The organism is Collimonas fungivorans, assembly GCF_001584145.1.
GTDB classification, from domain to species: domain Bacteria; phylum Pseudomonadota; class Gammaproteobacteria; order Burkholderiales; family Burkholderiaceae_D; genus Collimonas; species Collimonas fungivorans.
Genome location: NZ_CP013232.1, coordinates 3,787,788 through 3,814,040, shown reverse-complemented (window position 1 = coordinate 3,814,040; position 26,253 = coordinate 3,787,788). Strand labels below are relative to the sequence as shown.

Sequence of the window (26,253 nt, the reverse complement as noted above, 5' to 3'; positions counted from 1 at the left end):
AGATGCAGGTCAACCCGCAGGCCGATACGGCGCCCGCCGTGGTGCTGATCACTGGCGCCGCCAAGCGGGTCGGGCGCGTGATCGCCGAGCGGTTTGCGCAAGCCGGTTATACGGTGGCAGTGCACTACGGAAGTTCGCGGCAAGAAGCGCTGGATACGGTGCAAGCCATCGAAGCCGGCGGCGGCAGTGCGCTCGCCCTGCAGGCCGACCTGCAAGCGCCGGAGCAGCTGACGGCAATGATAGAGGCGGTCTACGCCAGGTTCGGCCGGCTCGATGTGCTGGTGAACTGCGCTGCGGTTTTTTTCCCGGATACGCTGGCCGATTTTGCCCTGCCGGACCTGGAGCGTTCATGGCAGGTGAACTGCCGCGCGCCGCTGTTGCTGACCCAGGCATTTCACCGGCAAGCCATGCAGCGCGCCCAGCAGGGTGTGGTGATCAATGTGGTGGACCAGAAGGTGCACGCCAATTTTCATCCGGAGGATTTCAGCTACACCGTGGCGAAAGCCGCGCTGGGCAACCTGACCGCGATGCTGGCGATGTCGGCGGCGCCGGTGCTGCGCGTCAATGCCTTGTATCCCGGCCTGATGACAACCAGCGGCGACCAGAGCCAGGCCGATTTCGAATATTCCTCGGCCCGTTCTACGCCGCTCGGATATATCGCGCCGATCGCGGAAATCGCCGATGCCATCCTGCTGCTGACCAGGCCGTCTTTCAATGGCGCAGAGTTTGTGGTGGATGCCGGGCAAAACCTGGTGCGGGTCGAGCGCGACGTGATCAATTTGTATCGGGCGCCATAGGGCACTGGCAAGAGGCCGGGCTTGAAATGAAGCTGATCTGTAAGGAAGTGACGCCCAGCGCGACCAAGCTACAGATGAACAGCCAGGAGAGTCAGGTGCAGATCCTTATCGATGTTTCAAAACAGCTTGTATTGACGATGCTTGGGTTCGGACTTGCATCCGCCGCCCAGGCGCAGGACTACAGCGCGCAGAGCCCGGCCAACCGGGTGGCGCTGGTCGAACTGTATTCCAGCGAAGGCTGCAACAGCTGCCCGCCGGCCGACCAGTGGCTGTCCAGGCAAGGCGCGCAAGCCAAGCCAGGCCAGGCCGGACCGGAGCGCATCGTGCCGCTGGCCCTGCATGTCGATTATTGGGACGACCTGGGCTGGAAGGACAGGTTCGGCGACCACCGCTTCACCGTGCGGCAGCAGGAACTGGCGGCGTTCACCAACAGTCGCGTGGTCTACACGCCGGAAATTTTCGTCGGCGGCCGCGAGCTGAGGCAGTGGAGCGCGAACAAGGCATTTGACGCCGCGGTCGCCAAAATCACGGAGCAGCCGTCGCCGGCAGACATCGCCATCAAGTTGTCCGGCACGGCGGCGCGCAATTTCGACTTGTCGACCAAGGTCAAGCTGCGTCAGCCTTCCAAAGATGGCCATAACGCCTACGTCGCGCTCTACGAAAACCAGCTGGTATCCAAGGTGGCTGCTGGCGAGAACGATGGCGTGACCCTGCACCACGACTATGTAGTGCGGCGCTGGCTTGGTCCGTTTGCATTGACGGATGGCATGGTGCAGATCAATGAGAAGATCGCGCTCGACAGCATAGGCACGGACGTCCGCGCCGACCGTTTCGGCATTGTCGCCTTTGTCCAGAATGCCCGCAGCGGGGAAGTATTGCAGGTAGCCAGGCTGGCGGTCGATCACTGAAGAAGTAGGGTGGGCACCTGTGCCCACCCTACCATGTCGATCAGCGTCAGGCCGCGGCTAGCGCAGCCTCAACCGCCAGCCCGATTTCCAGGATCTTGCGGTCATTGCCGCCGGCGCCGGCCAGCATCAGGCCGACCGGCGCAGTGCCCGCGGCATGACAAGGCAAGGAGAGCGCGCAGCCGTCGAGAAAGTTGATCACCGACGGATTGCGCAAGATCAGGCCGTTGGCGGCGAAATACGCTTCATCGCTGGCTTCCAGCTCGGTAATCAGCGGCGCGACGACAGGCACGGTCGGCAACAGCAGCGCATCGTAACCCGCGATCCTGCGTTCGACCGCCGCGATCCACTGCTTGCGCGCCGCGAACAGGTCGATCAGGTCGGCTGCGCTGATTTCCTTGCCGCGCAAGATGCGCGAAATCACGCGCGGATCGTAAGCGGCGGCGCGCTCGGCGATCAGCGCGCGATGCCAGGCATAGGCTTCGGCGCCGGTAAACCCGCCTTTGGCGTTGATTGCTCCCAGCGCTGCAAATTCGGGTATCTCGATTTCTTCGATCAGAGCCCCCGCCGCTTGCAGCCGCTGGCGTGCGCTGGCAAACGCCGCTGCGACGTGCTGGTCCATGCCGTCCAGCACCAGCGTGGTCGGCAGCGCCAGGCGCAGGCCGCGCAGCGAATACGGCTGCAGCGGCACTACCGGTTCACCGGCCAGTATCGCATCGAGGGTGGCGCAACAGGCGACGCTGTTGGCGATAGGGCCAATCGAATCCAGTTGCGTCGACAGCGGCAATACGCCCTGCAGCGAGACCCGGCGCGCGGTCGGTTTGAAGCCGGTCAGCCCGCACAGCGCGGCCGGGATGCGCACCGAACCGCCGGTATCGGAACCGATGGCGGCGACTGCCATGGCATCGCTGACCGAAACCGCGGCGCCGGACGAGGAGCCGCCCGGTATGCGGCCGGTGCTTCTGTCCCAAGGATTGCGGGGGGTGCCGTAGTGCGGATTGATGCCGAGGCCGGAATAGGCGAATTCGGTCATGTTGGTGCGGCCCACGATGACCGCGCCGGCTGCCAGCAGACGCTGTACCGCCACCGAACTGACGCTGGCCGGAGCGGCGTCGCGCAGCGCCACCGAACCGGCCAGCGTGGTGCTGCCGGCGACGTCGAACAGGTCTTTGACTGAAATCGGCAAGCCGTCTATCGGCGAACGCAGCTGGCCGCTGGCGCGCAGCAGGTCGGAAGCTTGCGCCGCCGCCCGTGCCGGCGCGGCATACAGTTCAGTAAACACCCGGCTGCCTTCGCCGGATGGCTCCAGCGCGCGTTGCAGCGCGGCTTCGGTGAGGGCGGCCGAACTGACGGCATTCTGGCTTAGGGCTGTGGCCAGGGATTGCAGGGTAGGTGGCTTGGTAGTCATGCGGCCTCGTGAAATGGTGTGGAATCCGGTATTCAAGCAAGCTTCAAGCAACTTCGGGCAGCACTTCAACCTGGTAGTGATGACGCAAAGTGCGTTGCCGGCGCGGGTCGAACAGTTCCATTGTAAATGACTGTGCCGGACGGATGCCGCCGATCGCGGCGACGGTGCCGCAGGTCATGCCGCTGCCTGCCGGCAGCGTGGCGGCGCCGTTGGTATAGCCGGCGATCAGGTCCTGTGGCGTGCGCAGCGAGGCCAGCGGGCCTTCCTGATAAAGCACTGTCTCGCCGTTTTCCTCGATGTAGGAGCGGATCACCAGCTCATCCCAATAATCGGCGACCTCGGCCAGGCGCCAGGCGCCGGCGGCGACAGGCTTGACGCATGCCTGTTTCGACAGCGCTACGCTGTGCGCTTCCAGCTTGCGGTCGGTATGGTCGGAAGCGATGCTGACATACAGTTCGCCGTCGACGGCAAACACAAAGGTTTCCACTTCGCCCGACGAATCGGGGCCGACCACCTGCACTTGTCCGGCCTGGGTCAGCTGGTTGCTGGCGATGCGATAATACAGCGGCACGGCGCTGGGACGCGAGATGCCGAGCGCCGCCAGCTCTTCGATGTGATGTTCGATGGCCGCATGGTCGCGCCCGGCCCAGCCGGCCACGACCAAGGTGTGGATGTCGGTGTCGAGCTGAGACGAGCCTTGCTCGCTGTCGACCTGAAAGGAAATGTGCATGATGGTTCCAGCTTTAAAGAAGGCAGCCGGCGGAAAGCCCCGGCGCCGGTGAATGGAGAGTTAGGGATTAGCGAACTTTTTTGATGAACAGCAAGACCAGGATCGTCGCGCAAAATTCCAGCGCGGCGACGAAATACAAACCGGAGGCGACGCTGCCGGTAGTGGTTTTCAGCGAGCCGATCAGGTAAGGCGCAGCGAAACCGGCCAGGTTGCCGATCGAATTGATCAGCGCAATGCCGCCGGCGGCCGCGGTGCCGGTCAGGAATGCGGCAGGAATCGACCAGAACACCGGGAATGCTGCCAGGATGCCGACTGCCGCCAGGGTCAGGGCACACAGCGCCAGCACTGCATTGCCGATGAAAAAGCCGGTCAGTATCAGGCCGATGCTGGCTACCAGCGTCGCCATGGCGCAGTGCAGGCGCCGCTCGCCGCTGCGGTCAGAGTGGATGCCGTTCCAGATCATGGCGATGGTGCCCGCCAGGAAAGGCACTGCCGAGATCAGGCCGATCTGCAGGTTGCCGGCCACGCCGATTTCCTTGATGATGGACGGCGACCAGAAGGCGATCGTGGCATTGCCGCTGACCACGCAGAAATACACCGCGGCGCAGATCCAGACCCGGTAGTTGCGGCAGGCGTCGCGCAGGGAGGCGTGTTTGTGGTCATGGTTTTCCGCCGCTAGCGCCTTGCTTACGGCCTGTTGTTCAGGCAGGCTCAACCATTTTGCGTTGGCCGGCTTTTCCGGCAGGTACAGCAGCACCGCGATGCCGGCCAGCACCGACGGGATGCCTTCCAGCAGGAACAGCCATTGCCAGTTGGCGTAATGGCCGACGCCATCCATGCGGCTCATGATGAAACCGGCGACCGGCCCGCCCACCACGCCGGCGATCGCGAACGAGGTCATGAACAAGCCGTTGACGCGGGCCCGCTTGGCGGCCGGGAACCAGTAGGTCAGGTACAGCACCACGCCAGGGAAGAAGCCGGCTTCGAACACGCCCAGGAAAAAACGGATCACATAGAAAGTGGCCGGCGTCTTGACATACACCATCGCCATCGAGGTCAGCCCCCACAGGATAGTGATGCGGGCCAGGGTCTTGCGGGCGCCGATTTTTTCCAGCAGCAGGTTGCTTGGCACTTCGAACAGGAAATAACCGATGAAAAAGATGCCGGCGCCGAGACCGTAGACCGCTTCGCTGAACTGCAGGTCTTGCAACATTTGCAGCTTGGCGAAACCGACGTTGACGCGATCGATCCAGGCCAGGACGAACAAGAAGACCAGGAAGGGGATCAGGCGCCAGGCGATTTTCTTGTAGGTCGCTTCCAGCGCGTCCGGCGCTATGTTGAGGTTGTTGCTCATATGATGTCACCCGGAAATAGATTTGCTCCGCCATGGCTGGCGAAGGATAGCGCGGCGCTTCTCTGGCGTCCGTCACCGGCAGCCAGGACTGGCCGCCGGATGAATCGAGTATGCGCAGCCGGCCGGCAGCTGTCCAACAAGAAATTCTCAGCGCGATTGATTGGAAAATCTTATGAGCAAAAGTGGGGCGCCTGGAAAGCCTGTGCGCGCAAATGGTGCCAGCTGTGGTCAGGCCGGCGGAAAGGGCAGTTCCAGCGGTCCGGCAGGCAACCGGGCGATTTCCGGGCCCCAATTCAGTGCGAATTCGGAGGCTGTTTCCTGGGCAATGCTGGCGATAGTCTCGGTCAGGGCGTTTTCCGGGTCGTTGCGGAATGAGGCCATCAGCAGCAGGGCCGGGAAATCGGCATCCACGCGCAGCAGCTGCAGGCTGCCGTCGTTGAGCTCGCGCTGGATGATCGCCGGCGGCACCACGGCGACGCCGAAACCGTCGCTGACTAGCCGTATCATGGTCGCCACCGAAGTGATGCAGTTGATGTGCAGCGAACCGCGCTCGCTGTTGGAGAACAGCTGCTCGATGATGGTGTGCGGCCCGGAATTGCGGGCGAAGCTGACCAGCGGGAAGGCCGCCAGGTCCGACAGGCTCAGGGTTTCGTTGCCGATCTCCAGCTTGCTGCTGCCGACCCAGCGCATCGGCAGTTCGCACAGCTTGAGGTTGCGGATGTTGGGCGCGATCACCGGTTCCGCCTGCAGCACCAGGTCGAGGTCGCCCTTGCTGAACTGCTCGCGCAGGTGGATGGTGGTGTCGCTGGCGATTTCGATTTCCAGCTGCGGAAACAGCTTGTGGATGCGGCCGATCAAGTCCGGGAACCAGCTGTGCACGATCGATTCGATCACGCCTATGCGCAGCACGCCGGAATAGTTGTCGCGCGCCGACATGTCGTCCTTCATTTCGCGCATCAGCTTGACGATGCGTTCTGCATACACCAGCGCTTTGCTGCCGTCGGTGGTCAGGGCTACCTCGCGCGCACCGCGGTCGAACAGGCGCACGCCGAAATCCTGCTCCAGCGTGGCGATGCGGCTGGATACCGCGGCCTGGGTAGTGTGCAGTTTTTCCGCCGTCAGCCGGAAGTTTTTCAATTTCGCCAGCCAGACGAAGGTTTCGAGGAAGCGAATGTTCATCGGTGCCGTCGGCAATCCATCAGTGAGGTTCCAGTGTAGCGCATCGCCGCCGTGCCGGCAGCTTATTCGCCCGGCAGCTTGCCGTCGTCGGTAAGCGTGATGAAACGCCGCAGCAGCGTGCGCAAGGCGATGGTGTCGACCGCGCCCAGGCTGCCTAGCAAAGCCAGTTCGGTTTTTTTGCCGGCGTTGGCGATTTCCTGTGCCATGGCCTGGCCCATGGCGGTCAGGTAAAACAGCCCGCGCTCGGTGCGCTCGCCCTGGTCTACCACTACTTGCAGCAAGCCGCGCGCGGTCATGTCGTCCAGCACATTGATCAGCGGCGTATGGCCGGCATACACGAACAGGCGGTTCAGTTCCGCCAGGCTGCGGCCGTTGCGGGCGGCCAGCGTGTTGAGCACGAAGAATTCGGCGTCGTTCAAGCCTTGCAGGGCGCCGAATTCGCGCAGTTTCCCGTACAGATGGAAATAAGCGCTGCCGAGCAGGTAGCTCATCGAGTTTTCATCGAAGCTGTCGGAAGCGGCGGTGGCCTTGATCAGGGCTTCGGCTTCATCGGCCAGTTCCTTGCGGGTGGCGACGGCGTAATTGCCGCGCTGGTACACCAGGGGAGCGATGTCGGAGTGTTCGAAATGCATGACTTCGCCGACCATGATGATATGGTCGCCGCCATCATAGCGGTAGGCGGTCTTGCATTGCATGCGGGTGGTGCAGCCGTCCAGCAGCGGCGCGCCGCCCATGCCGGTTTCGAGGTCGAGGCCGGCGAATTTGTCGTGCGCGCGTTTGCTGAAATGGGTGGCCAGCTGGTCCTGGTCGTGCGACAGGATATGCACCGCCCAGTATTCGGCGGCTTCGAAGGCTGCCAGGCTGTTCGAGGATTTGGACAAGCTCCACAACACCAGCGGCGGATCGAGCGAGACCGAATTGAAGCTGTTGGCGGTAACGCCGACCAGCTTGCCGTCGGCCTGGCAGGCGGTAATGATGGTGACGCCGGTGGTGAAGGTTCCCAGCGCATTGCGGAATTCACGCTGGTCGAACGGGGTGGACGGTTTGGACATCTACATTGCTTTCTAACAAATACTTTTTGGCATCATGTTATCAGGCTCTGGGCCGGAACGAGGGGATTGTTTATCCGCATGCTTATGCAAGGCAATGTTTGCCCATGCTAGGATGGCAATCTATCAATCTCTTTTGAAAAGACCTGCCGATGTGGATACGATGTGGATAGATACCCACTGCCATCTTGACGCTGCCGAATTCGGCGGTGGACAGGCGCAAGCGGCGGCAGCGGCGGCGCAGCAGGGTGTAGCCTGGATTGTGATCCCGGCGGTCGAACGCGCCAATTTCGCCACGGTCGCGACGCTGGCCGGACAACTGCCGAATTGCACTTATGCGCTCGGCATACATCCGCTCTACGTGCCGCAGGCCGAGGAAGCCGATTTGCTGGCGCTGCGCACGGCGATCGCCGCGGCAATGGGCGATCCGCGTTTTGTGGCGATAGGCGAAATCGGCCTCGATTTTTTTGTTCCGGGCATGGATAGCGGGCCCAATCGCGAAAAGCAGGAGCATTTCTACGTCGAACAATTGAAGCTGGCGCGCGAATTCGACCTGCCGGTGCTGCTCCATGTGCGCCGCTCGCAGGACATCCTGCTCAAGCATTTGCGCCGGATCAAGGTGCAGGGTGGCATCGCCCATGCTTTCAACGGCAGTTTCCAGCAGGCCGAAGCCTTCATCGGGCTTGGCTTCCGGCTCGGTTTTGGCGGTGCCATGACGTTTACCCGCGCTTTGCAGATCCGCCGGCTGGCGGTCCAGCTGCCGCTGGCAGCGCTGGTGCTGGAGACCGACGCGCCCGACATGTCGCCGGCCTGGCTGCATTCGGAACTCAGTCGGCCGATCAACCAGCCTCAGCAGGTTCCCCGCATCGGCGCCGTGCTGGCCGAGCTGCGCGGAATGGCTGTGCCTGAACTGGCGCAGGCGACAGCCGATAACGCCCGCGCTGCTTTGCCGCGCCTGGCGGCTCTGGCTTAATCAGCACGCTGCGGGCATGCGCAGCGCCGTTATCGGTTTTGTCCTTGGTGTTGGCTTTTTGCAAACCCTGGCGGTATTGCCCGCGGTCTGGCTGCTGTGCGGCTTATTGGCCTTGGGGCCGGTGCTGCTGGCGATTTCTCGCAAAATCCCTGGTCCGTATTTCAGATCGGCTGCCTGCGTGCTGGCCGGCGCCCTGTTCGGTTTTGCCTGGGCCGGATTGTTCGCACAATATTATTTGAGGAATGAATTGCCGCCGGCATGGGAGGGGCGCGATATCACCGTGATCGGTACGGTCGACAGCTTGCCCTCATATTCGGAGAGCGGCGTCCGTTTTACTTTTGCCGTGGAAAAAGTGCTGGATCAGGATGGAGGAGCGCCGAGTGGCGAACCACCACCTGTTCCGCGACGCCTGGCGCTGGGCTGGTACCAGGCGGAAAACGGTGAACAGCCCCGGGTGGGGGCTGGTGCGCGCTGGCAGTTGACGGTGCGCCTGAAGCGTCCGCACGGTAATGCCAATCCCCACGGGTTCGACTATGAGGCATGGCTGCTGGAACGCAACCTGCGCGCTACCGGCTATGTCCGTTCCAACCAGCAGAACCGGCAGCTGCAGGCGTTTGTGTTCAGTCCGGGCAACCTGGTCGAAGTGCTGCGCAGCCGCCTGCGTGACCGGATCTTGCAAGCCTTGCCCGAACATCGTTATGCCGGCGTGCTGGTGGCGCTGGCGGTAGGCGACCAGCGCGCGATAGAGCAATCCGATTGGGAAGTGTTCAACCGTACCGGCATCAGTCACCTGGTCGCCATTTCCGGCTTGCACATCACGATGATTGCCGGCATGTTCGCCGCCATCACGGCGGCGCTGTGGCGCCGTTCCTTTTTTACCGCTGCAGCCTTGCCGCTACTGCTGCCGGCGCAAAAAGCGGCGGCGCTGGGCGGCGCGCTGGCGGCCCTGTGTTATGTCGCGCTGGCCGGTTTCGGCATACCCGCGCAGCGCACCTTGTACATGCTGCTGGTGGTGGCGCTGGCCTTGTGGAGCGGACGCATCGCCAGTGTCTCGCATGTGTTGTGCGCGGCGCTGGCGGCGGTCTTGCTGGCCGATCCCTGGGCGTTGCTGTGGCCGGGATTCTGGCTGTCTTTCTGCGCGGTCGGCGTGATCCTGTACACCAGCGTCGGCCGCAGCCTGGCCGCTCCGGCCGAGAACCAGTCGTGGCTGACGCGCTGGCGGAAAAATTTGAAAGCGGCCGGCTCCACCCAGTATGCGGTGACGATCGGCTTGCTGCCGCTGACGGCCTTGCTGTTCGGCCGCGTTTCGCTGATCGGCCCGCTCGCCAATGCGCTGGCGATTCCGCTGATTGGCCTGGCGGTGACGCCGCTGACCTTGATCGCCGGTCTGCTGCCGGTGCCGCTATCGACCTGGCTGTGGCGCGGCGCCCATGTCCTGGTGGAGCAGCTGGCGCTGTTCCTGAACTGGCTGAGCCTGTTGCCGTTTGCGGTATGGCAGGCGCCGCTGCCGCAAGCGTGGACTTTTGCGCTGGCGCTGCTGGCCACCCTTTGGCTGCTGGCGCCGCGCGGATGGCCGTTGCGCTGGCTGGCGCTGGCCGGCTGGCTGCCGCTGCTGCTGGATCACGGCAGCCGTCCCGCACCAGGAGAAATGTGGGTCACGGCGCTCGATGTCGGCCAGGGCATGGCGGTATTGGTGGAGACCGCCGAGCACCGTTTGCTGTACGACAGCGGGCCCTATTATTCACCGGCATCGGATGCCGGCAGCCGCATCATCGTGCCTTACCTGAGGGCGCGCGGCATCGCTGCGCTGGATGCGCTGATTGTGTCGCATGCCGATAATGATCATTCCGGCGGCGCCCTGTCGGTCATGGCCAGCATCAAGGTGGCCAAGGTATATTCCTCGCTGGCGCCGGACCATGCTATCGCCAGGGCCGCAGCCGTGCACCAGCGTTGCCATAGCGGCCAGGCGTGGCAGTGGGGCAGCGTGAAATTCGAAATGCTGTATCCGGATATTGGGCAGTATCCGGCATCGGCGACGCCGGCGACCGTTGCCAAAACCAAGGCGAATACGGTCAGCTGCACGCTCAAGATCAGCCACGGCCAGCATACGGTGTTACTGCCGGGCGATATCGAAGCGGCGCAGGAAAAACAGCTGCTCGCCAGCCATGCCGGTCAACTGAAATCGACCGTGCTGCTGGCGCCGCATCACGGCAGCGGCACGTCGTCGACAGCCGCGTTCCTGGCTGCCGTCGATCCGCAAATCGTCCTGTTCCAGGTTGGCTACCGCAATCGTTTCCGCCATCCGAAACAGCAAATCCTGGAACGTTACCAGGCATTGGGAAGCACCAATCTGCGCAACGACACAGGCGGTGCAATTTTGCTGAAATTCGGCGATGCCGTCAGCGTCGATACATACAGGAACCGGCACCGGCGCTACTGGTACGGCCGCTGACCTGCCCGGTAAAACAGGAATTCCATGCCGGTTTTTTTTCTCCAGTCCTGAGCGCAAGCTCTAAAATTCCCTTTGGAACATGGCTACTTTCGGTTTTAAATGAGACCCCATCAAGACAGGTTTTCTGTTTTATTCATGAAACACGCTATGCATCCGATTTTGCACTTCATCCACGGCAACAGTTTTCCGGCGGGGACTTACCGCCAGTTCCTTGACTTCCTCGGCCACGACTACGACGTGCGTTCGCTCGACATCCACGCCCATAATCCGAAATACCCGGTCACAGACGGCTGGCCGGCGCTGGTGCAGGAGCTGATCGACGAGCTGGCGGCGCGTTATGCCGAGCCGGTGATCCTGGTCGGCCACTCGATGGGCGGCGGCCTGGCTTTGCTGGCGGCGCAGCAGCGTCCCGACCTGGTCAGCTGCGTGGTGATGCTGGACACGCCGGTGGTGGTCGGCTGGCGCGCCAGCCTGCTGCGCGGCGCCAAGGCGCTGGGGCTGGACAAGCGGGTCTCGCAAGCGCGGTTTTCGGTGAAGCGGCGCAACCTGTGGCCCAGCGCGGAGGCGGCCTACCAGCATTTCGCCGGCAAGCAGGTATTCGCCAGCTGGGCGCCTGAAGTCTTGCGCGACTACATCACCTACGGACTGGAAGAAGAGCGGGGCAATGTGGTCCTGCGTTTCCGGCGCGATATCGAAACCGCCGTCTACCGGACCCTGCCGCACGACATGGGCAATGTGTTGAAAGGCGGTTTCCCGGTGCCTATCGGTTTTGTCGGCGGCGTCGATTCGGTCGAATGCCGGCAGGCCGGGCTGGATGCCACCGAGCGCCTGGTCGGCAAATATTTCAGGCAAATTCCCGGCGGCCACCTGTTTCCGATGGAAACGCCGGAACTGGCGGCGGCCACCACGCGTCAGATGATCCAATCCCTGCTGGGGCAGCGGGCTCCCGGGCCATCGATTCGTAACAATTCGTAGCCATTCGAGGTCCGATCCCCGGCATGTTGTAGGATACAGGGCTATTTCCCTCGAATATTGCTATGTCATCAACAAAGAAAACCCAGCAAGATACAAACAGGTTCGGAAACAAGTCCCGTTCTGGCCAGGCCCGTAAAAACGGCAAGGGCAGCGTGGCGCACGCACTGTTGCTCACCATCGGCGGCCTGGTCCTGGCCGGCGTGGTGATAGCCGGTTTGCTGGTGACATATGCGCTGGTGGTCATGACGCCGCAGCTGCCGGCGCTGGACGCAATCACCGACTACAGGCCGAAGGTGCCGCTGCGCATCTACACCGCCGACCACGTCCTGATCGGCGAGTTCGGCGAGGAGCGGCGCAGCCTGGTCAAGCTGGATGACATCCCGGCTGACATGAAGAATGCGGTGCTGGCGATCGAAGATGCGCGTTTCTACCAGCATGGCGGCATCGATGTCATCGGCATCCTGCGCGCCGGCCTGGCCGACATCATGCACGGCGGTGCTTCGCAAGGCGCCAGCACCATCACCATGCAGGTGGCGCGCAACGTTTTCCTGTCCAGCGAAAAAACCTACTCGCGCAAGATCTATGAAATCCTGCTGGCCTACAAGATCGAGACGGCGTTGAGCAAGGACCAGATCCTCGAGGTCTACATGAACCAGATCTACCTGGGGCAGCGCTCGTTTGGTTTTGCCGCCGCAGCGCGCACCTATTTCGGCAAGGATCTGAAGGACATCACGCTGGCGCAGGCGGCGATGCTGGCCGGTTTGCCGAAAGCGCCTTCCGCCTACAACCCGGTGGTCAATCCGAAGCGCGCCAGGGTGCGCCAGGAATACATCCTGAAACGCATGCGCGACCTCGGATTCATCACCCCGGAACAGTACGACCAGGCCATGGCGGAAGACATCCAGGTCAAGACCAAGGGCAACAACTACAGCGTGCATGCCGAGTACGCCATCGAAATGGTGCGCCAGATGCTGTACGCGCAATTCAAGGAAGATACTTACACGCGCGGCTTGAGCGTGACTACCACCCTCAATGCCGCCGACCAGCAGGCAGCATATGACGCGGTTCGCAAAGGTGTGATGGACTACGACCGCCGCCACGGCTACCGCGGACCGGAAGCCACCATCGAGCTGCCGGCCGGCGGCGACGAGCGCGACCAGGCCATCGAAGACGCCCTGCAAGACAAGCCCGACAATGACGACATCTTGCCCGCCGTGGTGTTGAGCGCTGATTCCAAGCAGGTGCAGGCAATGCTGCGCAACGATACCGTGGTCACCATCAGCGGCGAGGGATTGCGTCTTGCCGCTTCGGCCTTGAGTGCAAAAGCCGGCAAGAACCTTAAGATCCAGAAGGGTTCGGTGATCCGCGTCATCAATGCCGCCAAGGGCTGGCAGATCACCCAGCTGCCGCAGGTCGAAGCCACCATGGTGTCGCTGACGCCGCAGACCGGCGCCATCCGTTCCCTGGTCGGCGGTTTCGATTTCAACCAGAATAAATTCAACCACGTCACCCAAGCCTGGCGCCAGCCTGGTTCGACTTTCAAGCCGTTCATCTATTCGGCCGCGCTGGAAAAGGGTTTTGGCCCGGCTTCCATCATCAACGACGCCCCGGTGTCGTTCCCCGGCGCGCCTGGCCAGGGACCATGGGAACCGAAGGACGACGACCAGCCTGACGGCCCGATGCCGCTTCGCACCGGCTTGCAGCGTTCGAAGAACCTGGTGTCGATCCGCCTGCTGGATGCGATCGGCGTCAAGTACGCCCAGGAATTTGTCACCAGCCATTTCGGCTTCGATCTCGACAAGACCCCGCCTTACCTGCCTTTGGCTTTAGGTGCGGGGCAGGTGACGCCGCTGCAACTGGTCGGCGCCTACGCGGTGCTGGCGAATGGCGGCTACCGTGTCAATCCCTACCTGATTTCGCAAGTGACCGATTCCCGCGGCGCCGTATTGTCCAAGGTCGAGCCGCAGGTCGCCGGCCAGAACGCGACGCGGGTGCTGGATGCGCGCAACAGCTACATCATGACCAGCTTGCTGCAATCGGTGGCGCAGCGCGGCACCGGCGCCGGCACCAATGTGCTGCGCCGCACCGACCTGGCCGGCAAGACCGGCACCACCAACGATGCTTTCGACGGCTGGTTCGCCGGTTACCAGAACAGCCTGGTGGCGGTGGCCTGGATGGGCTACGACCAGCCGAAGAGCCTGGGCAGCCGCGAATTCGGCGCCCAGCTGGCGCTGCCGATCTGGACCGAGTACATGGGCCGTGCCTTGCGTGGCGTGCCGGAATACCAGATGCCTATGCCGCCCGGCGTCGCCACCATCAACAACGAGTTTTACTTCGACAATTTCACCCCGGGCAACGGCTTCATCGCTTCGCTTGGCTTGGGTGCCGGCGCGAGCGGAGCGCCAGTAGAAATCGGTCCGGACGGGACGCCTGTTCCTGCGCCTGTGCCGCAAACCAATCCGCAGGAAGACGAGAAGCAGAATATCCTGAAGTTGTTCAGCGGTCATTGACGCTGCTTGCGGATAGAAGCGTATTGTTTTCGGTAGGGTGAGTACAGGTGCCCACCCTACGTGCCGATTTGCCGTTTAGCTGGCCCAGGTCCGCTGCAAAATCTGCTGCTGCAGATGCGCCGCCGCCAAGGTTCCATAGACCCGTCCGCCCATCGCTTCGCTGCGGCTGGCGATGAAAGCGTCGGCAATGACTGAAGGCGTGTGCTGCAGCATCAAAGCGCCCTGGACCGTCAGCACCAGGCGCTGCACGAAGCGGCGTCCCAGCATCTCGCGCTGTTCGGCTGGCGCCGCCAGATCCTTCTGCAAATCGTCCAGCATCCCGCGCAGGCCCAGATGGTCGCGCGCCGTTTCAGCCAGCTGCGCCAGCAGCAAGCCGAAACTGGCCGGCTCGCGTTCAATGGCGCGCAGCACGTCCAGGCACATGACGTTGCCCGAACCTTCCCAGATCGAGTTGACCGGCGCTTCGCGGTAAAGACGCGCCATCGGACCGGTTTCGACATAGCCGTTGCCGCCCCAGATTTCCATGCATTCGCCGCTGAATTCCAGCGCCCGCTTGCAGACCCAGAACTTGGCGGCGGGCGTGACGATACGGCGCCAGGCGCGCTGCAGCGGATCGTCCGGATGTTCGAAAGCGCTAGCCAGCTGCAGCATCAGCAGTGTCGCCGCCTCGCTTTCCAGCGCCAGGTCGGACAAGACGTTTTGCATCAGCGGCTGTTCTGCCAGATGGCGGCCGAAAGCGCTGCGGTGGCGCGCATGATGCAGCGCCTGCACCAGCGCCTGGCGCATCAGGCCGGCGGAACCGATGACGCAATCGAGGCGCGTGTGGTTGGCCATTTCGATGATGGTCGGGATGCCGCGGCCTTCGTCGCCGACCATGATGCCGAAGGCTTCCCGGAATTCCACCTCGCTGCTGGAATTGGAACGGTTGCCGAGCTTGTCTTTCAGGCGCTGGATCTGCACCGGGTTCTTGCTGCCGTCAGGCCGCCAGCGTGGCACGAAAAAACAGCTCAAGCCCATCTCGGTACGCGCCAGCACCATGTGGGCGTCGCACATCGGCGCCGAAAAAAACCATTTATGTCCGGTCAGCAGGTAACCGGCGCCGCGTCCGCCGCCGCCCTCGAGCGGGATGGCCGTGGTGGTATTGCTGCGCACGTCGGAGCCGCCTTGTTTTTCCGTCATGCCCATGCCGAGCAGGATAGAGTTCTTGTGTTCCAGCGCCAGGTCGCGGCTGTCATGTTCACATGACAACAGTTTTGCCTGCAGGGCGGCAAACAAGGCTGGTTCCTGCTGCAGCACCGGGATCGAGGCGAAAGTCATGGTGGTGGGGCAGAGCGATCCGGCTTCCAGCTGGGCGTGCAGGAAATAACCGGCGGCGCGCGCCACGTGGCTGCCGCTTTGCGGCTTGATCCAGGGCAGGGCATGCAAACCTTCGCGGCGCAGCATGCCTAGCAGGGCGTGCCAGGCCGGGTGGAATTCGACGGCGTCGATGCGGTTGCCGAGGCGGTCGAAAGTATTCAGTTCGGGCTGGTGGCGGTTGGCCAGTTCAGCCAGCTGCCAGCTTTCCTTGCTGCCGAGCTCGGCGCCGTAGCGCGCCAGCTGCTCGGCGCGCCATTGTCCGTGCAGGCGCTGCACGCCAGCTTGCAAGATGGTGTCGTCCAGGTACAGGTTGTTGCCATACAGTTCAGGCACCTGATTGGTGACTTCGTGGGTCTGCCCTTGCATGAGTGATCTCCTGATTTTATGGGGCTGTGTTGCTTGGCTTTACCTTGACTTTACCCCTTGCCCGGGTTCTCTGGAAGGTGTTGTCAGGCAATTATCTAGAGCGGCGCTTCAGTCGGCGCTTCCCCAATGAAATGCCGGCAAGTTTAAAAGCTGTGCGGGCTTCGTCTGTCAGGTAAAATGCTGTCTGTATTTCACAATTTGCTTTCACAACTTGCTGCCCCTATCCGCTGCCTATGTCCTACCAAGTTCTCGCCCGTAAATATCGCCCCAGGAGTTTCGATACGCTGGTCGGCCAGGAACACGTCGTAAGGGCCTTGACGCATGCCTTGGAGCAGCAGCGCCTGCACCACGCCTATTTATTTACCGGCACGCGCGGCGTCGGCAAGACCACCTTGTCGCGGATCCTGGCGAAATCGCTGAATTGCATCGGCGCCGACGGCAACGGCGGCATCACCGCGACGCCGTGCGGCGTGTGCGAAGCGTGCGTGGCGATCGACGCCGGGCGCTTTGTCGACTATATCGAGATGGACGCGGCCTCGAACCGCGGCGTCGACGAAATGGCGCAGTTGCTGGAGCAGGCTGTGTATGCGCCGTCCAATGCGCGCTTCAAGGTCTACATGATCGACGAAGTGCACATGCTCACCAACCACGCTTTCAATTCGATGCTGAAGACGCTGGAAGAGCCGCCTGAACATGTCAAGTTCATCCTGGCCACCACCGACCCGCAAAAAATCCCGGTGACGGTGCTGTCGCGTTGCCTGCAGTTCAATTTGAAGCAGATGCCGCCCGGCCATATCATCAGTCACCTGGACAATATCCTGGGCCAGGAACAGATCGAATTCGAAACCCCGGCGCTGCGCTTGCTGGCGCAAGGCGCGCACGGCTCGATGCGCGATGCGCTGTCGCTGACCGACCAGGCGATCGCCTATGCCGCCGGCAAGGTGACCCTGGAAGCGGTGCAGGGCATGCTCGGTGCGCTCGACCAGTCTTACCTGATCCGCGTGCTGGATGCGCTGGTGGCGAAAGACGGCCCCGGCTTGCTGGCGGTGGCCGACGACATGGCCAGCCGCAGCTTGTCGTACAGCGCGGCGCTGCAAGACCTGGGCACGTTGCTGCATCGGGTAGCGCTGGCGCAAAGCGTGCCGGCAGCCCTGGCCGACGATTTGCCGGAACGCGAAGAAGTGATCCGGCTGTCGGCCTTGTTCGATGCCGAAGAAATACAGCTGTTTTACCAGATCGCCGTACACGGCCGCAATGAACTTGGCCTGGCGCCGGACGAATACGCCGGTTTTTCGATGACCCTGCTGCGCATGCTGGCGTTCCGGCCGCAAGCCGGCGGCAGCATCGCGGCGCCGCCGCCGGTCAGCCGTCCGCGGCCGCAGGCAAGCACTGCGCCAGCCACAGCCGCGCCTGCTGCATCGACGAGGCCGCCAGCACAGGCGGCGCCAACCGCCGCCCGCCTGAGCAGCGCACCGCCGACACTCAGCACCAGCGCACCAGTTGTACCTCTTGCGCCAGCCGCCGGCAACGGCGCCATGAGTCCGGCCCGGGCGGCGCTGGAAGCAGCGCGCGCCGCGTCTTCCCGCAAGGGCGGCGCACCGGCACGGCCGCAGTCAAGCCAGGCGCCGGCAGCACCGGTCAGCCAGCCAGCCGCGGCGGCCGTAGCGGACGTAGCGGACGCCAAACCGGCGGCGCCGGCCTATGTGCAGCAAGTGCCGCAGAATTCTTCGGTGCCGCCTTGGGAAGAAGAGATCCCGCTGCCCATGGATTTGCCGGACACCGAATTTTCCAGTTCGGCGGCTGAAAAAAAAACTGAGTCGTATTCATCGCCAGCCCCTCCGTCGCGCCCAGCTGCCGCCAACGGCGCAGTGAGCAATGGCCGCCAGCCTGTGCGCGCCGAACCGGTGGTGCAGCAGCCGGCAGCTGCGCCGGAGCCGCTGCCGCCGCTGGTGCTGCAGCCCGATCCGAACCTGAACTGGGACGGCAACTGGCCCTTGCTGGCTTCCACCCTTGCGGTGCGCGGCGTGGCACATCAGCTGGCGCAGCAGAGCGAACTGGTCAAGTCCGACAGCAGCGGCCCGGCGACCCAGTTTCATCTGCGGATTCCGTTCGATACACTGCGCTCGGCTGGCAGTGTCGATAAGTTGGAGCTTGCGCTGAGCGAGCATTTCGGCCGTCCGGTCAAAGTGGAAACCGAGCTCGGTACGGTGCGCCATACCGCCAACGCGCAGATGCTGGCGGCGCAGGCAGAGCGCCAGCGCCTGGCGGAACTGACCGCGCAGAGCGATCCCTTCATCCAGAGCATGATGCGTGAATTCGGCGCATCGATCGTGCCGGGATCGATCAAGCCTCTGGGCTGAAGCAGCCGGAAGCAACGCGGGCCGGCATCGGCTTGGCCCGTTTGAAATACCAGTCAGATTATCTGTTTTTATAGGAGAAGCACCATGATGAAGGGCCAACTGGCAGGGCTGATGAAACAAGCCCAGGCAATGCAGGACAACATGAAGAAGATGCAAGACCAACTGGCCTTGATCGAAGTCGAAGGCGAGTCGGGCGCAGGCCTGGTGAAAGTCGTGATGACTTGCAAGAACGCAGTCAAGCGGGTGGCAATCGACGCTTCGCTGCTGGCTGACGACAAGGACATGCTGGAAGACCTGGTAGCCGCCGCGTTCAACGATGCAGTGCGCAAGGCTGAAGCGCTGTCGGCTGAAAAAATGTCCGGCCTGACCGCTGGCATGCCTGCCGGCTTCAAACTGCCATTCTGATCAACCGTATCATTGATTGAGCACCGACCGCATGACGCTTGTAACCTGATGCAGGGCCAGCCGTGAAAATTCCTTCCAGTCTCACCTTGCTGACCGAAGCCTTGCGTCATCTGCCCGGTGTCGGCCCCAAGTCGGCTCAGCGCATGGCTTATCACTTGCTGCAGCATGACCGCGACGGTGCGGCCTTGCTGGGGCGGGCGCTGACGCAGGCGGTCGACCAGATCCGCCACTGCGCGCTGTGCAATACCTTCACCGAGAACGAGGTGTGCGAAACCTGCCTCGATCCGGAGCGCGATCCGAGTTTGCTGTGCGTGGTGGAGACGCCTACCGACCAGCTGATGATCGAACAGACGCTGACTTTCAAGGGTTTGTATTTTGTGCTGATGGGACGCCTGTCGCCGCTGGACGGCATCGGCCCCAAAGACATCCAGCTGGAGAAGCTGATCAGCCGCGCCACCGACGGCGTCGTCAAGGAAGTGGTGCTGGCCACCAATTTCACCAACGAAGGCGAAGCCACTGCCCATTACATCAGCGAGACGATGAAAGCCCGCGGCCTGCAGGTCAGCCGTTTGGCGCGCGGCGTGCCGGTAGGCGGCGAGCTGGAGTATGTCGACGCCGGCACCATCGCGCGCGCCATGCTGGACCGGCGCGCAACCTGACAAAACGGAGCGCCATGCCAAAAAAACATAGCAGTAGTCCGAATTAAACCGGCTCGGGCAGTATTATCATAGAAGACTAGTAACCAGTTTCGAGACAGCCGCGCCAAGACGGCAAAGAAAACATACATTGCAAAAACAAACAGCAGTGAAATAACCCTGGATATACGAGGAGACAATATGAAATTCAGCTGGAAGCAGTTCGGCATCGCCCTTTGCCTATTCTTGGCGGGGTACTTTACCTTCAATGGCAAACTGTTTGCGCAGACCCCCGAGAAAACCAAGGTAGCGATCGCCGTGGGCGGCAAGAACCTGTTTTATTACCTGCCGCTGACAATCGCCGAGCAGCTCGGTTACTTCAAGGATGAAGGCCTGGATGTCACGATTTCCGATTTTGCCGGCGGCGCCAAGGCGCTGCAGGCGCTGGTCGGCGGCAGCGCCGACGTGGTCTCGGGCGCGTTCGAACACACCATCAGCATGCAGGCCAAGAACCAGCATATCGTCGCCTTCGTATTGCAAGGCAGGGCGCCGCAGATCGTCATGGGCGTGTCCAACAAGACCATGCCTAACTACAAGTCGATCGCCGACCTGAAAGGCAAGAAGATCGGCGTCACCGCGCCGGGTTCCTCGACCAGCATGATGTCCAATTTCGTGCTGGCCAAGGGTGGCCTGAAGCCGACCGATGTTTCCTACATCGGCGTCGGCGCTTCGGCCGGCGCCTTGTCGGCGCTGCGTTCCGGTTCGATCGACGTGATCGCCAACCTCGATCCGCTGATCACCATGATGCAGCAGAATAACGAGATCAGGATCATCGCCGACACCCGCACCCTGAAAGACACCAATGCCGTATTCGGCGGCCCGATGCCGGCTGCCACCTTGTACGCCTCGGCCGACTTCATCAAGAAATATCCGAACACCACGCAAGCCTTGACCAACGCCATGGTGCGCGCGCTGAAATGGCTGCAGAAAGCCGGTCCGTCCGACATCGTCAAGACAGTGCCGGAAAGCTACCAGCTAGGCGATCGCGCCCTGTACATCGAAGCCTTCATGAAAGTGCGCGAGGCGATTTCACCGGACGGCACCATTCCTGACGCTGGCCCGCAAGTCGCGCTGCGCACCTTGCAGGCCTTCGATCCCGACCTGGCCGGCAAGAATATCGACCTGTCGCAAACTTATACCAACGAGTTTGTAAAGAAGGCCAACGCCAAATACAAGTAGGGCGGGCGCCTGTGCCCACGCGGAACCTCACATTTTTTGAATCGGGTGTCCGCGTGGGAAAAAACCCTGCCCACCCTACCGGCTTATCGCTACAAGCTCATCCCGACTCCCATGACACCAGCCCTTTTTCTCGACAACGTCAGCTGCACCTTCATCTCCAAGGATGACCGTTCCCAGCGTTATACCGCGGTGGCCGATACCAGCCTGTCGATCGCGCCGGGCGAATTCGTTTCCGTGGTCGGTCCGACCGGCTGCGGCAAATCGACATTGCTCAACGTTGGCGCCGGTCTGCTGCAACCGTCGACCGGCAGCGTCCAGGTGTTCGGCGAGCCGCTGCTCGGCATCAACCGCCGCGCCGGCTATATGTTCCAGGCCGAAGCCTTGATGCCGTGGCGTAGCGCGCTGCAGAACGTCATCGCCGGCCTGCAGTACCGCGAGACCGATGAAAGCAAGGCGCGCCAGCTCGGAGAAGAATGGCTGGCGCGGGTCGGCCTGCAAGGCTTCGGCGACCGCTATCCGCACCAGCTCTCGGGCGGCATGCGCAAGCGCGTGGCGCTGGCCCAGACCCTGATCCTCGATCCCGACATCATCCTGATGGACGAGCCGTTCTCGGCGCTCGATATCCAGACCCGGCAGCTGATGGAAAACGAAGTGCTGGAACTGTGGAGCGCCAAGCGCAAGGCGGTGCTGTTCATCACCCATGACCTGGATGAGGCGATCGCCATGTCGGACCGGGTGATCGTACTGTCAGCGGGACCCGGCACCCATCCTATCGGCGAATTCGTGATCGACCTGCCGCGGCCGCGCGACGTCGCGGAAATCCGTAGCGAGCCGCGTTTTGTAGAGCTGCACCAGCAGATCTGGAGCGTGCTGCGCGACGAAGTGCTGAAGGGTTACCAGCAACAGAAAAAAGCCGCCTGAAGGCGGCATCGGGAAACAGGGATAAAACAAGATCATGTGGAAAGCCATCAAGCCGAATTACAGGAATCTGCGCATCTATCAAGTATTGGTGCTGCTGGTGTTTTTTCTCATCTGGCACCTCGCCACGCGCAATCCGCAGACCGCGTTTTTCTTCGGCGAGCCGGTCAAGGTGCTGCAGCGCATCTGGCAGTGGTTCACCGTCGGCAGCGGTTCGGTGGAAGTCGGCTTCGGCGACCACACCTGGTTCACCCTGACTTTTCCGGCGGAGATTTATTCGCACCTGCTGGTGACCCTGACCGAAACCATGCTGGCGTTCGGCATAGGCACGGTGCTCGGCCTCGGCGTCGGCTTGTGGCTGGCCTTGTCGCCGCTGACATCGGCCATCCTCGATCCCTACATCAAGGCATCCAACGCCATGCCGCGCGTGATCCTGGCGCCGATCTTTGCGATGTGGTTCGGGCTCGGCATCTGGTCCAAGGTGGCGCTGGCGGTGACGCTGGTGTTCTTCATCGTGTTCTTCAACGTCTACCAGGGCGTCAAGGAAGTCAGCCCGGTAGTGCTGGCCAATGCCCGCATGCTGGGCGCCAACCAGCGCCAGCTGCTGCGCACGGTATACCTGCCGTCGGCCACTTCCTGGGTGTTTTCCAGCCTGCATACCTCGGTCGGCCTGGCGTTTGTCGGCGTCATCGTCGGTGAATATCTCGGTTCTGCACGCGGTGTCGGTTACCTGATCCTGCAGGCCGAAGGCAGTTTCGACATCAATACCGTGTTTGCCGGCATCCTGGTGTTGACGGCATTTGCGCTGGTGCTCGATACCGTGGTGGGCATGGTGGAAAAGCGCCTGATGAAATGGCAGCCTAAGAGTGGCGAGACCGAGCGTTTGTGAGCATGATCGCAAGCGGCGTGATTGGTATCGGGCCTTTGTTCTATGCTTTTTCTTAAAAACGAGGCGGGCGCGTTTTAAGCGATATTTTTTGTGTTGATGGTGCTACTGTATTAAACGCCAGGCCTGCAAAGACCTGGCAGGCACGGCAACAAACGCGGCGCGAGGATGCGTCAACATCCCCGCACCGCTAACCACAAACAACTAAAGTCTAAGGAGTTGAATATGGCTAAGCGCAATCATACGCGAGACACCCGCACGCCGATAGCAGTTGATACGCAGGTGCAGCGGCCCACAGCCTCCTTCCATCAGGAGGACGATCTCGAGGCACTCTGGGTCCGCCTATGCGGTTCCACCGTCAGGCAAGCCGGTTTCATGCCGGAGACTCCATTGCGCATCAGGATCATGATTGGCTGCCTGGTGATCACCGATAACTGATTATCCGGATTGAGCCGCTTCGCCAATGCGCTGCGTTGCAGTGGAGCGGTTTTTTGGGCCATGCCTTGCGATATATGGATGCCACAATTGTTTGCAATGTCATCTGGCCATGGCAGGTAAAATTGTGATGCGGCAATGTGCGTTTCTTTAAGAGGCAATCTGGAAGCGGCATGAATACAGTACACATATATTCCTACTGGGCAATAAGAGCTGTAAAAAGATGTTAGTCTTTTCCCATCGAGATACCCTCTGATCCAGTGCTAGAGTTCACTGAATGTCTTGTTCCTCACTTATAAAGATGCTCGTTTGATAATCGCATTTTCAGAAACAACACCTGATAATTTTGACAGTTACACAAGAATATTCAAGCGTGTAGGGTGCGTACCAATTTAAGTAAGGCGCGTTTCGTTTTCGCCCCGGATCCACCTGACCGCTGCATTTTCCATTAATTGCAACTAGGACACCAAAATGCCGATCGTATATGTTCTTCGCTACAAGAGAGCAGTAGCGTGAATCTCGCCGACGCATTGCAAGCGTTTGCCTCCGGTTCGTTGAGTCAGGAAAACCGGCCTATTCGTCTGCACTGGGGCAATGCCCAGGCTACCCTCGAACAGGTCCTGGTCATTCAGCGCATCGACATTACCGAGGGCCTCTGTTCAGGTATCGAAGGGCATTTGACCTGTCTGTCAACGCGCTCCAACCTGCCGCTCAACGCGTTTATCGGGCTGCCGGTATCGGTTCAGCTGGTTAACGACCGGGGCGCACTGCATCAGATTTGCGGGATCATCACGGACGCGCGTGCGGGGCAATCGGATGGATCGCTCGCTACCTATCAATTAACTATCCGCGATGCATTGTCGGTGCTGGAGCGACGGATCAATACCCGCATGTTCCGCACTAAAAATGTGGTGGACGTGATTGATATCTTGCTGAAGGAATGGCAGAAGAAAAGTCCCGCACTTGCTCGGGCCTTCGACTTTGATCTGTCCGGCACAGATCGAAGCCAGTACCCTGTGCGCGAACTCACGGTGCAGTTTCATGAATCTGATGCCGATTTTATCCGCCGGCTCTGCCGCCGCGAAGGTATTGCCTGGTTCACGGCAGCCGGCCAACGGGAACAGGATTCGTCTTCCAGCAATAAAAACGATTTACCGATACATACGCTGGTGTTTTTCGATGACCCGATGAAATTGCCGCAATCGGGCGCCGGCACGATCCGCTATCACCGTGATGCCGCTACTGAAGAACGCGATTCAGTGACGCTGTGGTCAGCCTCGCAACAACTGGTTTCCGGCAGTGTCAATCGTGCCAGCGCAGATTACAAGAGCGGCAAGATGGCGAAGGCGTCGCAAACCAGTATCATCGACCAAGGGCAAGCCGGCAACGATCTCGCGCAACTTCTCTCCGATAGCGTCATTGATGTGCCGCACGCTGGGGATTCCTGGGCGGATTACGACCGGCTGACCAAGGCGCGGATGCTGTCGCACGAATTACGGGCCGCCAGCGTCGACGGCGCAAGTGGCGTGCGCGATCTGGCGGTCGGCCGCTGGTTCGAACTGACTGGCCATCCCGATGTGGATCTGCAACCGCAGGAGCAGCGGCAGTTCATGGTCACCGCCTTGCATCATCGCGGCGAGAATAACTTGCCGAAGGAGCTCAACGAGCGCGCGCAATCATTGTTTGACAGCAGCCGCTGGCACGCCGGTTCGTTGGCAGCCGTCACCCAGGCACTCTCACCAGGAACACCCGACACCCGTTACAACAACACCTTTACCTGCGTACGGCGTGGCGTCGCATTGACTCCGGCATACGATCCTCGCATCGATCTGCCGCGTGTCTATCCGATCACGGCGCTGGTAGTCGGACCGCAAGGGGAAGAAGTTCACTGTGACGAATTCGGTCGCATCAAGATACAGATACAGGGCTTGAATCCGGACGATCATGCGCATGCGCAAGGCGCGGGAACCAGCGGAACGCAGACAGACAGCGCCTATGTGCGGGTCAGCAGCAGCTGGGCCGGTAAAAACTATGGCCACGACACCGTGCCGCGGGTAGGGATGGAGGTTGCCCTGGATTTCCTGAATGGCGATCCGGATAAGATGTTCGTCACCGGCGTCCTGCACAATGGGCCGAACATGCCAGCGACATTCAGTCATACCGGCGCGTTGCCGGGCAATCGTTTTTTATCCGGCGTGAAGACGAAAGAGATCAAAGGAAACCGCTACAACCAGTTGCGTTTTGATGACACTGCGGGCCAGATCAGCAGCCAGCTGGCCAGCGAGCATGCGGCCAGTGAGCTCAACCTCGGTTTTCTGACGCAACCGCGCACCGACGGCAGTGGCGAGGCCCGCGGTGAAGGCGCAGAATTGCGCACGGATGCGGCGGCTTCGCTGCGCGCTGCGAAAGGCATCCTCCTGACTACCTACGCACGTAACAAGGCGACCGGACACTTTCTTGAGCGCGATGAACTGAACCAGTTGCTCGGCGAGTGCACGGAATTGTTCAAGGCGCTAGGTGACTATGCCGGCCAGCATGGCGGCCAGGCCGCGGATGGCGCTGCCCAGAACCAGCTCGCAGCAGCACTCAAGAATTGGGATGCAACCAGCAGTGGCACGGGTAGTACATCTGCTGGCGCCGGGGACACAGCAGCCATCATGGCATTCGGCGCGGCCACGGGGTCCGTCGCTGTCACGCCTAAAACGCATGTGACCTATGCCGGCGAGAACATCGACCAGGTAGCGCAGCAGCATCTGCAATTGATGAGTGGCCAGCGCCTGAATGCCACTGCGGGCCAGGGCATGCAACTGTTCGCGCGCGGCAAAGGCATCCAGGCGATCGCAGGCGAAGGGCCGATGCTGCTGCAGGTGCAGACGGATGCATTGACGGCCAACGCGCAAAAAGGCGTCAAGATCAGCAGCAACGAAAATGAAGTCCTGGTCACGGCGCCGACGATTCGCTTCGTTGCCGAAGACGGCAGTTACATCAAGATCGGCGGCGGCGTGACGCTGGGCACGAACGGCGATATCAAACTGCTCTCCGCGTCGCACCAGTGGGGCGGTCCTTCGACGCAGCAGGCGGCCAAGGCAAATTTCAACAACGCACCGACCGATCAGCGTTTCAAGCTGCACTACCCTGGCGAGTCGCCAGAATCGGCGGCCGCTGCGGCTCACCAGCCTTACCGTATCACGATGGACGACGGGCGGGTGATCGAGGGCAAGAGCGATGCGAACGGCCATACCGACCTGGTCAAGGACGACGCCATGCGCATCCTCAAGATTGACATCCTGAAACCTGCACTATGAGAAGCCAACAAGGATA

Annotated in this window: 20 protein-coding genes; 14 read left to right on the top strand and 6 right to left on the bottom strand. The window is 61.6% G+C overall.

Annotated elements, in window-relative coordinates:
- Positions 1–2 precede the first annotated feature (2 nt).
- On the top strand, positions 3–797 hold the full coding sequence (locus tag CFter6_RS16335; protein WP_061542417.1) for an SDR family oxidoreductase: 795 nt from the start codon (positions 3–5) through the stop codon (positions 795–797).
- Between the two features lie 26 nt (positions 798–823).
- Positions 824–1,705 (top strand): DUF1223 domain-containing protein, encoded by an 882-nt coding sequence (locus CFter6_RS16330; protein WP_061540828.1) that lies wholly within the window; start codon positions 824–826, stop codon positions 1,703–1,705.
- Positions 1,706–1,751: 46 nt separating this feature from the next.
- On the opposite strand, the gene CFter6_RS16325 is transcribed toward CFter6_RS16330, so the two are convergent.
- From CFter6_RS16325 to CFter6_RS16305, 5 genes are all read right to left on the bottom strand, one after another.
- Positions 1,752–3,110: an amidase gene (locus CFter6_RS16325; protein ID WP_061540827.1), complete on the bottom strand. Its 1,359-nt coding sequence runs from the start codon at positions 3,108–3,110 to the stop codon at positions 1,752–1,754.
- Positions 3,111–3,153: 43 nt separating this feature from the next.
- Positions 3,154–3,840, bottom strand: coding sequence for a DUF2848 domain-containing protein (locus tag CFter6_RS16320; RefSeq protein WP_061540826.1), 687 nt, complete (start codon positions 3,838–3,840; stop codon positions 3,154–3,156).
- A 67-nt stretch (positions 3,841–3,907) separates the two neighbouring features.
- A complete protein-coding gene (locus tag CFter6_RS16315; RefSeq protein ID WP_061540825.1) occupies positions 3,908–5,194 on the bottom strand; it encodes an MFS transporter in 1,287 nt (428 codons plus the stop codon).
- Between the two features lie 228 nt (positions 5,195–5,422).
- The gene (locus CFter6_RS16310; protein WP_061540824.1) at positions 5,423–6,373 is read right to left on the bottom strand and encodes a LysR family transcriptional regulator; all 951 of its coding nucleotides are present in this window, start codon (positions 6,371–6,373) and stop codon (positions 5,423–5,425) included.
- Between the two features lie 62 nt (positions 6,374–6,435).
- A complete protein-coding gene (locus CFter6_RS16305) occupies positions 6,436–7,425 on the bottom strand; it encodes a flavin reductase (RefSeq protein WP_061540823.1) in 990 nt (329 codons plus the stop codon).
- Between the two features lie 160 nt (positions 7,426–7,585).
- Between CFter6_RS16305 and CFter6_RS16300 the strand changes: the two genes are divergently transcribed.
- The 4 genes from CFter6_RS16300 (at position 7,586) to CFter6_RS16285 (ending at position 14,332) form a co-directional block, all read left to right on the top strand.
- Complete coding sequence (locus CFter6_RS16300) at positions 7,586–8,395, top strand: TatD family hydrolase (RefSeq protein WP_061540822.1); 810 nt, start codon at positions 7,586–7,588, stop codon at positions 8,393–8,395.
- Between the two features lie 16 nt (positions 8,396–8,411).
- On the top strand, positions 8,412–10,847 hold the full coding sequence (locus tag CFter6_RS16295) for a DNA internalization-related competence protein ComEC/Rec2 (RefSeq protein WP_061540821.1): 2,436 nt from the start codon (positions 8,412–8,414) through the stop codon (positions 10,845–10,847).
- Positions 10,848–10,994: 147 nt separating this feature from the next.
- On the top strand, positions 10,995–11,822 hold the full coding sequence (locus tag CFter6_RS16290; protein WP_236904304.1) for an alpha/beta hydrolase: 828 nt from the start codon (positions 10,995–10,997) through the stop codon (positions 11,820–11,822).
- Between the two features lie 62 nt (positions 11,823–11,884).
- Complete coding sequence (locus CFter6_RS16285) at positions 11,885–14,332, top strand: penicillin-binding protein 1A (RefSeq protein ID WP_061540819.1); 2,448 nt, start codon at positions 11,885–11,887, stop codon at positions 14,330–14,332.
- Between the two features lie 75 nt (positions 14,333–14,407).
- Here the strand turns inward: CFter6_RS16285 and CFter6_RS16280 are convergent, their stop codons facing one another.
- On the bottom strand, positions 14,408–16,054 hold the full coding sequence (locus tag CFter6_RS16280; RefSeq protein WP_061540818.1) for an isovaleryl-CoA dehydrogenase: 1,647 nt from the start codon (positions 16,052–16,054) through the stop codon (positions 14,408–14,410).
- A gap of 233 nt (positions 16,055–16,287) precedes the next feature.
- Between CFter6_RS16280 and CFter6_RS16275 the strand changes: the two genes are divergently transcribed.
- From CFter6_RS16275 to CFter6_RS16240, 8 genes are all read left to right on the top strand, one after another.
- Positions 16,288–18,414, top strand: a complete 2,127-nt coding sequence (locus CFter6_RS16275) for a DNA polymerase III subunit gamma/tau (RefSeq protein WP_061540817.1) — start codon at positions 16,288–16,290, stop codon at positions 18,412–18,414.
- Positions 18,415–18,498: 84 nt separating this feature from the next.
- Complete coding sequence (locus CFter6_RS16270; RefSeq protein ID WP_014006791.1) at positions 18,499–18,819, top strand: YbaB/EbfC family nucleoid-associated protein; 321 nt, start codon at positions 18,499–18,501, stop codon at positions 18,817–18,819.
- Between the two features lie 62 nt (positions 18,820–18,881).
- Entirely contained in the window at positions 18,882–19,478 is a 597-nt protein-coding gene (gene recR, locus CFter6_RS16265; RefSeq protein WP_061540816.1) for a recombination mediator RecR, read from the top strand.
- Positions 19,479–19,655: 177 nt separating this feature from the next.
- Positions 19,656–20,693 (top strand): ABC transporter substrate-binding protein, encoded by a 1,038-nt coding sequence (locus CFter6_RS16260; protein ID WP_014006789.1) that lies wholly within the window; start codon positions 19,656–19,658, stop codon positions 20,691–20,693.
- A gap of 111 nt (positions 20,694–20,804) precedes the next feature.
- Positions 20,805–21,614, top strand: coding sequence for an ABC transporter ATP-binding protein (locus CFter6_RS16255; RefSeq protein WP_061540815.1), 810 nt, complete (start codon positions 20,805–20,807; stop codon positions 21,612–21,614).
- 34 nt (positions 21,615–21,648) lie between these two features.
- Positions 21,649–22,500, top strand: a complete 852-nt coding sequence (locus tag CFter6_RS16250) for an ABC transporter permease (RefSeq protein ID WP_061540814.1) — start codon at positions 21,649–21,651, stop codon at positions 22,498–22,500.
- Positions 22,501–22,722: 222 nt separating this feature from the next.
- Positions 22,723–22,935, top strand: coding sequence for a SymE family type I addiction module toxin (locus CFter6_RS16245; protein WP_061540813.1), 213 nt, complete (start codon positions 22,723–22,725; stop codon positions 22,933–22,935).
- Between the two features lie 509 nt (positions 22,936–23,444).
- Positions 23,445–26,237, top strand: a complete 2,793-nt coding sequence (locus tag CFter6_RS16240) for a type VI secretion system Vgr family protein (protein ID WP_061540812.1) — start codon at positions 23,445–23,447, stop codon at positions 26,235–26,237.
- The last annotated feature ends 16 nt before the right edge of the window (positions 26,238–26,253 follow it).

Bases quoted from the DNA above. Each gene is read 5' to 3' on its own strand.
- CFter6_RS16335 (WP_061542417.1), top strand. From the start codon at position 3: ATGCAGGTCAACCCGCAGGCCGATACGGCGCCCGCCGTGGTGCTGATC.
- CFter6_RS16330 (WP_061540828.1), top strand. From the start codon at position 824: ATGAAGCTGATCTGTAAGGAAGTGACGCCCAGCGCGACCAAGCTACAG.
- CFter6_RS16325 (WP_061540827.1), bottom strand. From the start codon at position 3,110: ATGACTACCAAGCCACCTACCCTGCAATCCCTGGCCACAGCCCTAAGC.
- CFter6_RS16320 (WP_061540826.1), bottom strand. From the start codon at position 3,840: ATGCACATTTCCTTTCAGGTCGACAGCGAGCAAGGCTCGTCTCAGCTC.
- CFter6_RS16315 (WP_061540825.1), bottom strand. From the start codon at position 5,194: ATGAGCAACAACCTCAACATAGCGCCGGACGCGCTGGAAGCGACCTAC.
- CFter6_RS16310 (WP_061540824.1), bottom strand. From the start codon at position 6,373: ATGAACATTCGCTTCCTCGAAACCTTCGTCTGGCTGGCGAAATTGAAA.
- CFter6_RS16305 (WP_061540823.1), bottom strand. From the start codon at position 7,425: ATGTCCAAACCGTCCACCCCGTTCGACCAGCGTGAATTCCGCAATGCG.
- CFter6_RS16300 (WP_061540822.1), top strand. From the start codon at position 7,586: ATGTGGATAGATACCCACTGCCATCTTGACGCTGCCGAATTCGGCGGT.
- CFter6_RS16295 (WP_061540821.1), top strand. From the start codon at position 8,412: ATGCGCAGCGCCGTTATCGGTTTTGTCCTTGGTGTTGGCTTTTTGCAA.
- CFter6_RS16290 (WP_236904304.1), top strand. From the start codon at position 10,995: ATGCATCCGATTTTGCACTTCATCCACGGCAACAGTTTTCCGGCGGGG.
- CFter6_RS16285 (WP_061540819.1), top strand. From the start codon at position 11,885: ATGTCATCAACAAAGAAAACCCAGCAAGATACAAACAGGTTCGGAAAC.
- CFter6_RS16280 (WP_061540818.1), bottom strand. From the start codon at position 16,054: ATGCAAGGGCAGACCCACGAAGTCACCAATCAGGTGCCTGAACTGTAT.
- CFter6_RS16275 (WP_061540817.1), top strand. From the start codon at position 16,288: ATGTCCTACCAAGTTCTCGCCCGTAAATATCGCCCCAGGAGTTTCGAT.
- CFter6_RS16270 (WP_014006791.1), top strand. From the start codon at position 18,499: ATGATGAAGGGCCAACTGGCAGGGCTGATGAAACAAGCCCAGGCAATG.
- CFter6_RS16260 (WP_014006789.1), top strand. From the start codon at position 19,656: ATGAAATTCAGCTGGAAGCAGTTCGGCATCGCCCTTTGCCTATTCTTG.
- CFter6_RS16255 (WP_061540815.1), top strand. From the start codon at position 20,805: ATGACACCAGCCCTTTTTCTCGACAACGTCAGCTGCACCTTCATCTCC.
- CFter6_RS16250 (WP_061540814.1), top strand. From the start codon at position 21,649: ATGTGGAAAGCCATCAAGCCGAATTACAGGAATCTGCGCATCTATCAA.
- CFter6_RS16245 (WP_061540813.1), top strand. From the start codon at position 22,723: ATGGCTAAGCGCAATCATACGCGAGACACCCGCACGCCGATAGCAGTT.